This window comes from Nitratireductor alexandrii (assembly GCF_004000215.1).
Lineage (GTDB): Bacteria > Pseudomonadota > Alphaproteobacteria > Rhizobiales > Rhizobiaceae > Mangrovimarina > Mangrovimarina alexandrii.
Genome location: NZ_RBVY01000002.1, coordinates 208063 through 221978, shown reverse-complemented (window position 1 = coordinate 221978; position 13916 = coordinate 208063). Strand labels below are relative to the sequence as shown.

General features: G+C 65.8%; 13 protein-coding genes. 10 read left to right on the top strand and 3 right to left on the bottom strand.

Annotated features, from left to right (window positions below; translation table 11 throughout):
- Window positions 1-158 precede the first annotated feature (158 nt).
- From fabG to EP380_RS04740, 3 genes are all read right to left on the bottom strand, one after another.
- Window positions 159-896, bottom strand: a complete 738-nt coding sequence (fabG, locus tag EP380_RS04750) for a 3-oxoacyl-[acyl-carrier-protein] reductase (protein ID WP_106572370.1) — start codon at window positions 894-896, stop codon at window positions 159-161.
- Between the two features lie 66 nt (window positions 897-962).
- Window positions 963-1898, bottom strand: a complete 936-nt coding sequence (fabD, locus tag EP380_RS04745; RefSeq protein WP_127597069.1) for an ACP S-malonyltransferase — start codon at window positions 1896-1898, stop codon at window positions 963-965.
- A gap of 120 nt (window positions 1899-2018) precedes the next feature.
- Window positions 2019-3185 carry a M20 aminoacylase family protein gene (locus EP380_RS04740; protein WP_127597066.1) on the bottom strand — a complete coding sequence of 389 codons (1167 nt, stop codon included), beginning with the start codon at window positions 3183-3185 and terminating at the stop codon, window positions 2019-2021.
- A 211-nt stretch (window positions 3186-3396) separates the two neighbouring features.
- Between EP380_RS04740 and EP380_RS04735 the strand changes: the two genes are divergently transcribed.
- The 10 genes from EP380_RS04735 (at window position 3397) to purF (ending at window position 13911) form a co-directional block, all read left to right on the top strand.
- Window positions 3397-4338: a calcium/sodium antiporter gene (locus tag EP380_RS04735; protein WP_238719735.1), complete on the top strand. Its 942-nt coding sequence runs from the start codon at window positions 3397-3399 to the stop codon at window positions 4336-4338.
- Between the two features lie 267 nt (window positions 4339-4605).
- On the top strand, window positions 4606-5001 hold the full coding sequence (gene rpsF, locus EP380_RS04730) for a 30S ribosomal protein S6 (RefSeq protein WP_106572378.1): 396 nt from the start codon (window positions 4606-4608) through the stop codon (window positions 4999-5001).
- A gap of 11 nt (window positions 5002-5012) precedes the next feature.
- Window positions 5013-5261 carry a 30S ribosomal protein S18 gene (rpsR, locus tag EP380_RS04725; protein WP_106572379.1) on the top strand — a complete coding sequence of 83 codons (249 nt, stop codon included), beginning with the start codon at window positions 5013-5015 and terminating at the stop codon, window positions 5259-5261.
- Between the two features lie 200 nt (window positions 5262-5461).
- Window positions 5462-6055: a 50S ribosomal protein L9 gene (rplI, locus tag EP380_RS04720; protein ID WP_106572380.1), complete on the top strand. Its 594-nt coding sequence runs from the start codon at window positions 5462-5464 to the stop codon at window positions 6053-6055.
- A gap of 137 nt (window positions 6056-6192) precedes the next feature.
- Window positions 6193-7470 (top strand): SAM-dependent methyltransferase, encoded by a 1278-nt coding sequence (locus EP380_RS04715; protein ID WP_127597064.1) that lies wholly within the window; start codon window positions 6193-6195, stop codon window positions 7468-7470.
- A gap of 193 nt (window positions 7471-7663) precedes the next feature.
- Entirely contained in the window at window positions 7664-9154 is a 1491-nt protein-coding gene (locus EP380_RS04710; RefSeq protein WP_106572382.1) for a replicative DNA helicase, read from the top strand.
- A 31-nt stretch (window positions 9155-9185) separates the two neighbouring features.
- On the top strand, window positions 9186-10370 hold the full coding sequence (gene alr / locus EP380_RS04705; RefSeq protein ID WP_238719734.1) for an alanine racemase: 1185 nt from the start codon (window positions 9186-9188) through the stop codon (window positions 10368-10370).
- On the top strand, window positions 10370-11767 hold the full coding sequence (radA, locus tag EP380_RS04700) for a DNA repair protein RadA (protein ID WP_106572383.1): 1398 nt from the start codon (window positions 10370-10372) through the stop codon (window positions 11765-11767). The genes alr and radA overlap by 1 nt, the downstream gene beginning before the upstream one ends.
- Before the next feature lie 48 nt (window positions 11768-11815).
- Window positions 11816-12337, top strand: a complete 522-nt coding sequence (locus EP380_RS04695) for a CvpA family protein (protein ID WP_106572384.1) — start codon at window positions 11816-11818, stop codon at window positions 12335-12337.
- Window positions 12338-12408: 71 nt separating this feature from the next.
- Window positions 12409-13911, top strand: coding sequence for an amidophosphoribosyltransferase (gene purF / locus EP380_RS04690; protein ID WP_238719733.1), 1503 nt, complete (start codon window positions 12409-12411; stop codon window positions 13909-13911).
- The last annotated feature ends 5 nt before the right edge of the window (window positions 13912-13916 follow it).

Below are 13916 nucleotides of genomic sequence, written 5' to 3'. Positions count from 1 at the left end.
CGCAAAACGCACGGCGGACAATGCCCGGATCGCCAGTTTGCCGGGCCGCATACCATGAAAACCCGGACCGGCAAAGGCGAAAACACGCCGCAAAGAAGCGCATTGCCGCCATTTCGGCGCCCGCGGACGACGACGGCCGAATCAACGGCGCGGCGGGCTCAAATCATCGCCATGCCGCCGTTCACGTGCAGGGTCTGTCCGGTCATATAGGCCGCCTCGGTGGAGGCGAGAAAGGCCACGGCAGCGGCAACCTCGGCGCCGGTTCCCATGCGCTTCATCGGGATCGCCCCCATGATCGCGTCACGCTGCTTGTCGTTGAGCTTGCCGGTCATCGCCGATTCGATGAAGCCGGGCGCCACGCAATTGACGGTGATGTTACGGCTCGCCACTTCCTGCGCCAGCGATTTCGAGAAGCCGATCATGCCGGCCTTGGAGGCGCAGTAATTGGCCTGGCCGGGATTGCCGGTGACGCCGACGACGGAGGTAATGTTGACGATGCGGCCGAAGCGGCGGCGCATCATCGGATGGGTGAGTTCGCGCGTCAGGCGGAAGACAGCGGTCAGATTGACCTCCAAAACAGCATCCCAGTCATCGTCCGACATGCGCACGAACAAGCCGTCGCGGGTGATGCCGGCATTGTTGACGAGAATATCGACGCCGTCGAGTTCGGCTTCGGCCTTCTGGCCCAGCGCCTTGACGGCAGCGCGGTCGGACAGATCGGCCGGAAAGATCGTCACACGCTCGCCGAGCTCGCCGGCAAGGGCCTCGAGCTTTTCGACACGGGTTCCGTGCAAGCCGACATTGGCGCCCTGGGCGTGCAGCAGGCGGGCAACCGCCTCGCCGATGCCGCCGGAAGCGCCGGTGATGAGGGCCTTGCGGCCGGTGAGATCAAGCATGGTTCGTCTCCTGCTGGGCTCCGAGGCCAGCCCGCGCAGCCGGCAGGGCGTGGCCGCGATGGTTCGTTACAAGGCGGCGAGCGCCGCGTCGATATCGGCCGGGGTGCCGACGCTGGCGGTCGCCAGCGTGCGGTCGATGCGGCGGGCAAGCCCCGACAGCACCTTGCCGGCGCCGATCTCGTAAAGCCCGGTCACGCCGTTGCCGGCGAAAAACTCCACCGTCTCGCGCCAGCGTACGCGGCCGGTGACCTGCTCGACCAGGCGCCGTGCGATCTCGTCAGGATCGGTGAGCGGGGTGACGGTGACGTTGGCCACCACCGCGATGGCGGGCGCCTGCATCGCCACCTCGGCCAGGGCCGCGCGCATGGCCTCGGCGGCCGGCGCCATCAGCGCGGAATGGAACGGCGCGGAAACCGGCAGCATGATGGCGCGCTTGGCGCCCTTTTCGGTGCACAGTGCGGCCGCGGCTTCGACAGCCGCCTTTGCGCCGGAGATGACGATCTGGCCGCCGCCATTGTCGTTGGCGATCTGGCAAACCCCGTTGCCGGCCGCCTGGCAGGCGGCTTCGACCTCGGCGTCGTCCAGGCCCAGGATCGCCGCCATGGCACCCTCGCCTGGCGGCACCGCCGCCTGCATGGCATTGCCGCGGATACGCAGCAGGCGCGCGGTATCGGCAAGCGAGAAGACGCCGGCCGCACACAAGGCCGAATATTCGCCCAGGGAATGGCCGGCGAGATAGTCGACCTTGTCCTCCAGCACCAGCCCGCGCGCCTGCATGGCGCGCAAGGCGGCGATGGAGACGGCCATCAGCGCCGGCTGCGCGTTCGCCGTCAGCGTCAGCCTGTCCTCCAGTCCCTCCCACATCAGCGTCGACAACTTCTCGCCCAGCGCCTCGTCGACCTCGTCGAAGACGGCACGGGCCTCGGGGAAGGCCTCGGCCAGTTCGCGGCCCATGCCGACGGCCTGGCTACCCTGGCCGGGAAAGGTGAATGCGATCGCCATCGGGCGGTATCTCCCCTTCGATTGTCTCGCGCTGCCTGTGCGGCAGGACGGACCGCGAAGTCAAGGCCGGGCAGACAATCACCAGGAGGCCGCGAGCGGGAGCGCCGGGGCGATCCCTTCTCAGCCGGCCGGCAAGGCGGTCTCCACCAGCCTTGCCCAGTAGGAGCAGCCGATCGGGATGATCTCGTCGTCGAAATCGTATTCGGGATGGTGGAGATATTGGGTGTCGCCCTGGCCAAGATAGATGAAGGCGCCCGGCCGCGCCTCCAGCATGAACGCGAAATCCTCGCCGCCCATGACCTGCGGCGTTTCGGTGTCGACCTTGTCGCCGGCCACCTGGCGCGCCACGTCGGCTGCGAAACCGGCCTCGCGGGCATGGTTGGACAAGACCGGGTAGTGGCGCTGATAGTCGAGCGTGGCCTTGGCGCCGAAAGCGGCGGCGGTGTTTTCGACCACCTGCGCCATGCGTTCTTCCAGAAGGTCGCGCACTTCCGGCGACAGGGTGCGCGCCGTGCCGGTGAGCCGCGCGGTCTGCGGAATGACGTTGAAGGCGTCGCCCGCCTTGAACGTCGTCACCGAGATCACCGCCGCCTCCACCGGATCGACGCTGCGCGACACGACCGACTGCAAGGCGGTCATGATATGCGCGCCGACAAGCGTGGTGTCGATGCAGCGCTGCGGGCGCGCGGCATGCCCGCCCACGCCTTCGATGTCGATCACGAACATGTCGGCCGCGGCCATCATCGAGCCGCTCCTGAGCGCGAACTGGCCGAACGGAATCCCCGGCGCGTTGTGCATGCCGTAGACCTCGTCGATCGAGAACCGATCCATCATGCCTTCCTCGACCATGACGCGACCGCCGCCGCCGCCCTCCTCGGCGGGCTGGAAGATGACCACCGCAGTGCCATCGAAATTGCGCGTTTCGGCAAGGTAGCGCGCCGCGCCCAAAAGCATGGCGGTGTGGCCGTCATGGCCGCAGGCATGCATGACACCCGGCGTCGTGGACTTGTAAGGCCGCTCGACCGCCTCCTGGATCGGCAGGGCATCCATGTCGGCGCGCAGGCCGATCGTCCTGCCGGACTCCGTCTTGCGGCCACGAATGACGCCGACCACCCCCGTGCGCCCGATGCCGGTGACGACTTCGTCGACCCCGAATGACTTGAGCTTGTCGGCGACGAGCGCCGCCGTGCGATGGACATCGAACTGCAGTTCGGGATGGGCGTGGATGTCGCGGCGCCACGCAGTGACATCCTGATGAAACTCGGCAATCCGGTTGACGATCGGCATGTTGTTTTCTCCTCCGGCTCGTTTCGGCGTTTCTGCGTTCCCTTGCCGCCGTTTTGCACGATCGTCGGCGGCGCGCAAAAGAAAATCGGATGATCCAGCCCCCCGCCCGGCCGCGCGCCGACGGCAAGCGGCCTTGCATGGCCGGATCGCCCTCCCCATCTTAGCGCGACCGCGCAAGGGGCTTGGCGGCAAACAGGGGAAATGCTCGTCCGTGCGCGATATCGTCTTCGTCATCGTCGGTTTCATTCTGTTGTTCGGCGGCGGCGAACTTCTCGTGCGCGGCGCGGTTTCGGCGGCCAGGCGGTTCGGCGTCACGGAACTGGTGATCGGCCTCACCGTGGTCGGATTCGGCACGTCGATGCCGGAATTGCTGGTCTCCGTCGAGGCCGCCCTGAAAGGCCGGCCCGAAATCGCCATCGGCAATGTCGTCGGGTCCAACATGGCCAACCTGCTTCTGATCGGCGGCGTGACGGCGGTGCTCGCCCCGTCCGGCGGCTGGGGCGCGGATGTGCGCCGTGACGTGCTGTTGATGCTTATCGCCACGGCGCTGTTGTTGCTGGCTGCCGCCTTTGGCGTGCTGCCGACTTGGGGCGGCCTGCTGCTGGTGCTGTTTCTGGTCGCCTATCTCTACGCTCATTACCGTGCCAGCCGGAACGGCGGTGAAGCCGATGGCGGCAGCGTCGTGGTCGCGCCGAAAAAACCGGCCTGGCTCGCCGCCACGCTGCTTGCGGCGGGTCTGGCGCTGCTGTTCGTGGGTGCCGATCTGCTGGTCGAGGGCGCCAGCGCCATCGCCCTGGCGCTCGGGGTTTCGGAAGCCGTGGTCGGCCTGTCGATCGTCGCCATCGGCACCAGCCTGCCCGAACTCGCGACCTCGGTGGTGGCCGCCTGGCGCGGCCGGGCGGGCGTTGCCATCGGCAACATCGTGGGATCGAATATTTTCAACATACTGGGCATATTGGGCGTGACGGCGCTGGTCGCGCCGCTGCCGATCTCCGAACGGTTCTGGCAGGTCGACGTTCCGCTGGTGCTCGCGATCAGTCTCGCCTTCGCCGCGATGCTGGTCTTGCGCGACCGGCTGGGCCGCACCACTGGCTTCGTCATGCTGGCCGCCTACGTCGCCTACACGATCGGCCTATATACCGTTGCCGGCTAGACGCCCGCGCTTGCCAGATTGGCAAAAACCTGTATAAGCGCGCTCACTCTGCCGGTCCAGTTGGGGGCTGAACGGAGGGCCGTGCGCGCATTTCCTTTGAAAATTCGCTCCGCGTGTGAAGGCAAAAGGCCTTCCGCCTCCCGTGTCTCCGCTCTCGACCGTCTCGACCATGCGCCTTTCTTCTCCCGCCAGAGCGGGCAAAGACAAGTCGCAGAGGCTTAGCCGCTGGTTGCCGGGAGAGCGAAACGGAAGAAAGGCAAAGAAACAATGGCTCTTTACGAACATGTGTTCCTTGCCCGGCAGGATCTGTCGCAGCAGCAGATCGACGCGCTTGTCGAACAGTACAAGGGTGTCGTGGAAGCCAATGGCGGATCGGTCGGCCGGGTGGAAAACTGGGGACTGAAGTCCCTGACCTACCGCATCAAGAAAAACCGCAAGGCCTATTTCACGCTCATGGACCTGAGCGCACCGGCTGCCGCCATCAACGAGATGGAGCGCCAGATGGGCCTGTCGGAAGACGTGTTGCGCTTCATGACCATCCGCGTCGACGCGCATGAGGAAGGCCCCTCGGCGATGATGCAGAAGCGCGACCGCGACGATCGCGGCGACCGCTTCGGCGGCCGTGGCGATCGCGGCCCGCGCCGGCCGCGCGAACAGTCCTAAGGAGCACGACAATGGTCGACATCAACCAGATCCCGACCCGGCGCCCCTTTCATCGCCGGCGCAAGACCTGCCCGTTCTCCGGCTCCAACGCGCCGAAGATCGACTACAAGGACGTAAAGCTGCTGCAGCGCTATATTTCCGAGCGCGGCAAGATCGTGCCCTCGCGCATCACCGCAGTCAGCCAGAAGAAGCAGCGCGAACTCGCCAAGGCGATCAAGCGCGCGCGTTTCCTCGGCCTTCTGCCCTACGTGGTCCGCTAAGGCTCCTCGGCGCCGCCGCCAGGCGGCGCCAGTCCCCCGCGACGGGCGCGGTACGGACGGATCGAACGAAAATCCCGGGCTGGGGCCCATGCCCCTAACTGCCGGATGGCAGGACAGCGACAGGACGGCGACCATGCCGCCATTCGGCTTCCCGCAATCCGGCCCGCGCCGCAAAGGCGCCCGAAACAAGGATTGATACGATGGAAGTCATTCTTCTCGAACGCATCGCACGGCTCGGTCAGATGGGCGAAACAGTCAAGGTGCGCGACGGCTACGCCCGCAATTTCCTGCTGCCGCAGGGCAAGGCGCTGCGCGCCAACGAAGCCAACAAGAAAAAGTTCGAAAGCCAGCGCGTCCAGCTCGAAGCGCGCGACCTGGAGCGCAAGTCCGAAGCCGAAAAGATCGCCGAGCGCCTCGACGGCATGTCCTTCATCATCGTGCGTGCGGCCGGCGAAACCGGCCAGCTCTACGGTTCGGTGTCCCCGCGCGACATCGCCGACCTGCTGGCCGAAGAGGGCTTTTCGGTCAATCGCAACCAGGTCGAGCTCAACCAGCCGATCAAGGCGATCGGGCTGACCAACGTGATCATCGCGCTTCACCCGGAAGTCGAGGTGACCGTGACCATGAACATCGCGCGCTCCACCGACGAGGCCGAACGCCAGGCAGCCGGCGAGAAGCTGGATTCGGCGGAAGCGATCTACGGCGACGACATCAACGAAAACGCTCGCCCGGACAGTTTCTTCGACCCGAACGAGGACGGCGAAGGGTTCGACGAGGGCGATCAAACGGTCTGATACAGAAAAAAAACCGTTCAGGATCAATGCCCGGGATGCGAATTCCGGGCATTTTTTTCTTGATCGAAGGACGGCTGTTCCCACATTCTCGGGTACGGGTGATCCAAAAAGTGACTGTTGCGGGAGGTGCTGCTCCCATGAACGTGTTTTTGCGCAGCCTTATCGAACGTCTGATCCGGACGGGCAATCTGACCGTGATCGACCACAGGGGCCGGTCGGCCTCGTTCGGCGACCAGAGCGGACCTCGCGTGACCGTCGCCATCCATTCCGCCCATGCCGAGCGCGCCATCACCTTCGACCCGGTGCTCGCCCTGCCCGAGAGCTACATGAATGGCGAGATCGACCTTCTGGAAGGCGATCTGCTCGACCTTTTGCAGGTGATCTACCAAAACTCCCCGACCCTGGATGTCGGCGCCTTGTGGACCCGGATGGCCGATGGTTTCCGGCACGGGCTGAGGCGGCTGCAGCAATTCAACACGACCGAACGCGCCCGACGCAACGTGCGCCGGCACTACGACCTTTCGCGCGAACTCTACCAGCTCTTTCTCGATCGAGACCTGCAGTATTCCTGCGCCTATTTTGCGCGGCCGGACATGACGCTCGAGGAGGCCCAGGAGGCCAAGAAACGCCACCTCGCCGCCAAGCTGGCGCTCAGACCCGGACAGACCGTGCTGGACATCGGATGCGGTTTCGGCGGGCTCGGCCTCTATCTCGCCCGCAATTTCGATGTCGACGTCTTGGGCATCACCCTGTCGGAGGAACAGTTGGCGATCGCCTCCGAGCGCGCACAGCAGGAAAGGCTGGAGGGCCGGGCCCATTTCGAGCTCAGGGACTACCGCAAGCTCGGCGAGCGCTTCGACCGCATCGTTTCGGTCGGCATGTTCGAGCATGTCGGCGTCAACCATTATCGCGCCTTCTTCGACAAATGTGCGACGATCCTGAAACCGGACGGCGTTATGGCGCTGCACTCGATCGGCCGCTCGGGACCGCCATCGACGACCACGCCCTTCATCCGCAAGCATATTTTTCCCGGCGGCTACATTCCCGCACTCTCGGAAGTGCTGCCGGCGATCGAGCGCTCGGGCCTGCAGGTCACCGACGTCGAGATACTGCGCCTTCATTACGCCGAGACGCTCAAGCACTGGCGCCAGCGTTTTGCCGCCAACCGCGACCGCGTGCGCGAGATTTACGACGAACGGTTCTGCCGGATGTGGGAATTTTATCTCGCCGGCTCGGAGGCCGGTTTCCGCTGGCAGGATCTGATGGTGTTCCAGATCCAGCTCACACGCCGCAACGACACCCTGCCGGTGACCCGCGACTATATCGGCGTCGCCGAAGACAGGCTGGCCGATGCCGATGACCGCCGACCGCCCGACCCGGCCGCCGCGCAAAAGCGCAAGCGCACGCCGTCGTAGTTCCTGCCGGCGCCACGGCGCAAACGGGAAGCCGGCGGCCGTCGGTGGTAGAATGTGATTCGGTCAATCAGTTTGTGACGCGCCGCGCGAATTGTCCTGTGGACGCGTGTGAATTGCGTGCGGTGAACGCTTTTACTTCACCATTCGTTAACCGGTTCTGGTACCGAAAGGCCGACAGGGGCCGAAGGGAATCATGGCAGAAGCAGTCCACAAGCTCGGCGCGCCGGAAACGCCGCTCTATCGCGAGCCGCCGCACAATATCGAGGCCGAGCAGGCGCTGCTCGGCGCGATTCTGGTCAACAACGACGCCTTCTACCGGGTGTCGGATTTCCTGAAGCCGGGTCATTTCTTCGAGCCGCTGCACCGCAAGATCTTCGAGGTCGCGGGCGAACTGATCCGCATGGGCAAGACCGCCAACCCGGTGACGATGAAGACCTTCCTGCCGGCGGAGGAAAAAGTCGGCGACATGACGGTGGCGCATTACCTCGCGCGCCTGGCCGCGGAGGCCGTCACGGTCATCAACGCCTCCGATTACGGGCGTGCGATCTACGACCTGGCCACGCGCCGGGCGCTGATCACGGTCGGCGAGGACATGGTCAACATCGCCTTCGACGCGCCGGTCGACATGTCGCCCGCCGACCAGATCGAGGACGCCGAGCGCCGCCTGTTCGAGCTTGCCGAAACCGGACGCTACGATGGCGGCTTCGAGAGTTTTACCGACGCCGTCAAGACCGCGATCGACATGGCCAACGCCGCCTATATGCGCGACGGCCACCTCTCGGGCATCTCGACAGGTTTTCGCGATATTGACGGCCGACTGGGCGGGTTGCAGCCCTCCGACCTGATCATCCTGGCCGGGCGACCGGCGATGGGCAAGACGTCGCTGGCGACCAATATCGCCTTCAACGTCGCCGCCGCCTACACGCCGGCGCAGCAGGCCGATGGCTCGTTCAAGGCCGCCAATGGCGGCGTGGTCGGCTTCTTTTCGCTCGAAATGTCGTCCGAACAGCTCGCCACCCGCATCATCTCCGAGCAGACGGAAATCTCGTCGTCGAAGATCCGCCGCGGCGAGATCACGGAAACCGAGTTCGAAAAGCTCGTCGCCTGCTCGCAGATGATGGAAAAGACCCCGCTTTATATCGACCAGACCGGCGGCATCTCGATCGCCCAGCTCGCCGCACGCGCCAGACGCCTCAAGCGCCAGCGCGGCCTCGACGTGATCGTCATCGACTATGTTCAGCTCATGCAGGGCACGAGCGCGCGCGCGGCGCAGAACCGGGTCCAGGAAATCACCGAGATCACCACCGGACTGAAGGCGCTGGCCAAGGAACTGCAGGTGCCGATCATCGCGCTGTCGCAGCTCTCGCGCCAGGTCGAAAACCGCGACGACAAGCGCCCGCAGCTCGCCGACCTGCGCGAATCGGGCTCGATCGAGCAGGACGCCGACGTGGTGCTGTTCGTCTATCGCGACGAATATTACATGCAGAACAAGGAGCCGGAGGAAGGCACGCCCGAATACGAGGAGTGGCGGATGAAGTTCGAGCGGGTGAAGGGCAAGGCCGAACTGATCGTCGCCAAGCAGCGCCACGGCCCCACCGGAACCGTGGAACTCGCCTTCGAGGGCCAGTTCACCCGCTTCTCCGACCTGGCCGAGGAAGATCGCCTTCCCGAGCGTTTCGAGTAGGCCGGCGTTTCGAGTTAATTCGAGTTAAAAAGTGTCAGACACGATCAGCATTCACGAAACCGGGACCGACGCCCGGCTCGCCGGCGCGTTCGCCACCATCGATTTGCGCGCGCTGCAGCACAATTACCGCGCCCTGGCGGCCCAGGCCCCGACGGCGCGCACGGCCGGCGTGGTCAAGGCCGACGCCTATGGGATCGGAATCGCCCAGGCCGTCCCCGCGCTTGCCGCAGCCGGCTGCGACACGTTTTTCGTCGCCTGGCCGGATGAAGGCCGCGCGGTGCGCCGGGCGGCCCCGCAGGCCCGGATCTTCGTCCTCGGCGGGCTGTTCGGCCGCGAGGCGGCCCAGGCCTATGCCGAAGCGAAGCTGATCCCGGTGCTCAATTCGCGCCGCGAAACGGCGATCTGGGAAGGGTTCTGCAACACCGATGGCGTTGCCCATCCGTGCGCGATCCATGTCGACACCGGTATGAACCGGCTCGGGCTGACGCTCGAGCAGGCCAAGACGCTGGCAGAGGAAAATGCGCTGACCGGCGCCCTCAATCCCGTGCTGGTGATGAGCCATCTCGCCGCTGCGGACCAGCCTGACCATCCGCTCAACCGACGCCAACTCGACGCGTTCACGGCGGCTCGTCGGTTCTTTGGCGGCGTCGAGGCGAGCCTGGCCAATTCGGCCGGGATCGGGCTTGGCAGCGCCTATCATTTCGACCTGATCAGGCCCGGCATCGCGCTCTACGGCGGATTGTCGGGAACGGGCCTGGAACCGGTCGTGCGCGTGGAGGCGCGGATCGTGCAAATCCGCCAGGCGCGCGCCGGCGAGGCGGTGAGCTACGGCGCCGCGGCGGTGGTGCAGCGCGACAGCCGTGTTGCGATCTGCGCGGCCGGCTATGCCGACGGCCTGCCGCGCGCGCTGTCGGGCGCGGGCGTGCCGCTGCGCGAGGTCACCGGCGGCGGACACGGTTTCGCGGGCGGGCGGCGCGTGCCCGTGCTCGGCCGCGTCACCATGGACATGACCATGTTCGACATCACCGACGTGGAGGACGGGGCGCTCACGGTCGGCGACCGGATCGAGTTCTTCGGCCCGAATGTCGATATCGAGGAAGCCGCGACGGCGGCCGGGACGATCTCCTACGAATTGTTAACCGGGCTCGGCCGGCGCCACCACCGCACCTATATCGGGCCGGCGGCTGAAAGCAGCACGAACGGAGACGGGAACTGATGGCGCGCGCGCGCATCCAGTTCATCTGCCAGAATTGCGGCAGCGTGCATTCGCGCTGGGCCGGCAAATGCGACGCCTGCGGCGAGTGGAACACGCTGGTCGAGGAAGGGACCTCGGGCGGCATCGGCTCAGGGCCGGCCGCAACGCGCAAGGCGCGCCCCGGCCGTGCGGTGGCGTTGACGACACTTTCGGGCGAGATCGAGGACGCGCCGCGCATCGCTTCGGGCATCGACGAGCTCGACCGGGCCACCGGCGGCGGTTTCGTGCGCGGCTCGGCGCTGCTGATCGGCGGCGACCCCGGCATCGGCAAATCGACCCTGCTCACCCAGGCCGCCGGCGCGCTGGCACGCCAGGGCCACCGCGTGGTCTATGTCTCGGGCGAGGAAGCCGTGGCCCAGATCAGGCTGCGGGCCCAGCGCCTGCAGGCCGCCGATGCGCCGGTCGAACTGGCGGCGGAAACGAATGTCGAGGATATTCTGGCCACCATCGCAGAGGGCAGACGGCCGGACCTTCTGATCATCGATTCGATCCAGACGCTGTGGACCGACATGGCCGATTCCGCGCCGGGCACCGTCACCCAGGTGCGCGCCTCCGCCCAGGCGCTGATCCGTTACGCCAAATCGACCGGCGCGGCCGTGGTGCTTGTCGGCCACGTCACCAAGGATGGCCAGATCGCGGGTCCGCGCGTCGTCGAGCATATGGTCGACGGGGTGCTCTATTTCGAGGGCGAAGGCGGGCACCACTATCGCATCCTCAGAACGGTTAAGAACCGCTTCGGCCCGACCGACGAGATCGGCGTGTTCGAAATGTCGGACCGGGGCCTGCGCGAGGTCTCCAACCCGTCCGAACTGTTTTTGGGCGAGCGCACGGCCCAGGCGCCGGGCGCGGCGGTGTTTGCCGGCATGGAAGGCACCCGGCCGGTACTGGTGGAAATCCAGGCGCTGGTGGCTCCCTCGCCGCTCGGCACGCCGCGCCGCGCCGTGGTCGGCTGGGATTCTCCGCGGCTTTCCATGGTGCTCGCGGTGCTGGAGGCCCATTGCGGCGTGCGGTTTTCCACCAATGACGTCTATCTCAACGTCGCCGGCGGCTATCGCATTTCCGAGCCGGCCGCCGATCTCGCGGTCGCCGCGGCGCTGGTTTCCTCGCTGGTCGGGCTTGCCCTTCCCGCGGATTGTGTCTATTTCGGCGAAATCAGCCTTTCGGGCGCCGTCAGACCTGTCGCGCATGCGCAGCAGCGGCTGAAGGAGGCCGAGAAGCTCGGCTTTGCCCAAGCGGTCATGCCGGCCGGCAGCGGAGATATCGCCGGGGGCATCGCGGCGCGATCCTTCCAGCCCGGCGCGCTTGCCGATCTGGTGGCCCGGATCGCGGGCTCGAAACGAGGACGCGACGAGGATTGACACCTTGCTTCAAACGGACGCCCGTGGGTCACTGGGAGTGGAACTCTGATGCCGATCACGCTGCTTGACGGAATCCTAATCGGTTTCACACTCGTGTCGGCCGTGCTGGCCATGGTGCGCGGCTTTTCGCGCGAAATCCTGTCGATCGCGTCCTGGGCGGCGGCCGCGGCGGCGGCCTATTTCTTCTATCCCTTGGTGCTGCCTTACGTGACGCCCTATATCGACAATGCGCAGATCGCTCTTGCGGCGGCGGCGGCGATCGTGTTTTTCGTCGCGCTTATCGTCGTGTCGGTCATCACGATGAAGATCGCCGACTTCATCATAGACAGTCGCGTCGGCGCCCTCGACCGCACGCTCGGTTTCGTCTACGGCGCCGCACGCGGCATTCTGGTGATCGCGGTCGCCTTGTTGTTCTTCAACTGGCTGGTCGGCGAAAACCGACCGACCTGGGTGGCGCAAGCCAAGTCGCTGCCGTTGCTTGAAGGAATCGGCGAAAGGCTGCAGACGCTGCTTCCGGACGATCCGGAAAACTCGATCCTGAAGAAGATCACCAGCAGCGACGACGGCTGAACATCCGGCCACAGTCGAGCCGGCGGCAACGCGGACGGCACCGCGTATCGGTCAAGTGAAAGGCGGCTGTCATGACGGACATGCTTGCGAGGCCCGTTGGCGGGGATGAGCGCGAGCGGAGCGCGGCCGCGGAAGCGGACGATCATTTCCACGACGAATGCGGCGTGTTCGGCATATTCGGGCGCCAGGACGCGGCGGCGATCGTCACGCTCGGCCTGCACGCGCTTCAGCACCGAGGCCAGGAGGCGGCCGGCATCGTCTCCTTCGACGGCAGCCAGTTCCACGTCGAGCGCCATGTCGGACTGATCGGCGACACCTTTACCAAGCAGGCGGTGATCGACAGCCTGAAAGGCAACCGCGCGATCGGCCATACGCGTTACGCCACCACCGGCGGCTCGGGCATCCGCAACATCCAGCCGCTGTTTGCCGAACTGGCCGATGGCGGCTTTGCCGTGGCCCATAACGGCAACATCACCAACGCCATGACCGTGCAGCGCAACCTGCAGAAACAGGGCGCGATTTTCTCGTCGACCTCGGATACCGAGACCCTGCTTCATCTGGTCGCGACCAGCCAGGAGAAGGATTTCAACGCCCGGTTCACCGAAGCCGTGCGCCAGCTCGAGGGCGCGTTCTCGCTGGTGGCGCTGTCGTCGAAGAAGATGATCGGCTGCCGCGACCCGCTTGGCATCCGGCCGCTGGTGCTGGGCGATCTCGACGGGGCATGGATTCTCGCATCGGAGACCTGCGCCCTCGACATTATCGGGGCGCGTTTCGTGCGCGACATCAAGCCGGGCGAGATGGTGGTGATCACCAAAAAGGGCGTGGAAAGCCATTTTCCGTTCGGCGAGGTGCGGCCGCGCTTCTGCATCTTCGAATATGTCTATTTCGCGCGGCCGGACTCCTCGGTCGAGGGCCGCAACGTCTACGACGTGCGCAAGAATATCGGCATGGAACTGGCGCGCGAATGCCCGGTCGAAGCGGATCTGGTGGTGCCGGTGCCGGATTCGGGCACGCCGGCGGCGATCGGCTTTGCCCAGGCGGCCACCCTGCCCTTCGAGCTCGGCATCATCCGCAACCACTATGTCGGTCGAACCTTCATCCAGCCGGGGGATTCGATCCGCCACATGGGCGTGAAGCTGAAACACAATGCCAACCGGCGCACGATCGAGGGCAAGCGGGTGGTGCTGGTCGACGATTCGATCGTGCGCGGCACCACCTCGCAGAAGATCGTGCAGATGGTGCGCGACGCCGGCGCCAAGGAAGTGCATATGCGCATCGCCTCGCCGCCGACGCGCGCCTCGTGTTTTTACGGCGTCGACACACCGGAGACGGCGAAGCTGCTCGCCTCGCGCATGTCGATCGAGGAAATGCGCGATTTCATCCGGGTCGATTCGCTGGGTTTCCTGTCGATCGACGGGCTCTACCGAGCGGTCGGCGAGGCCGCGCGCGACAGCGAGGCCCCGCAATTCTGCGACGCCTGCTTCACGCGCGACTACCCGACCCGGCTGCTCGACCACGAGGGCGCCGACAATGTGCGCCAGCTTTCCATCCTCGCCTCGCGCGCGCAATTCTAAGAGAA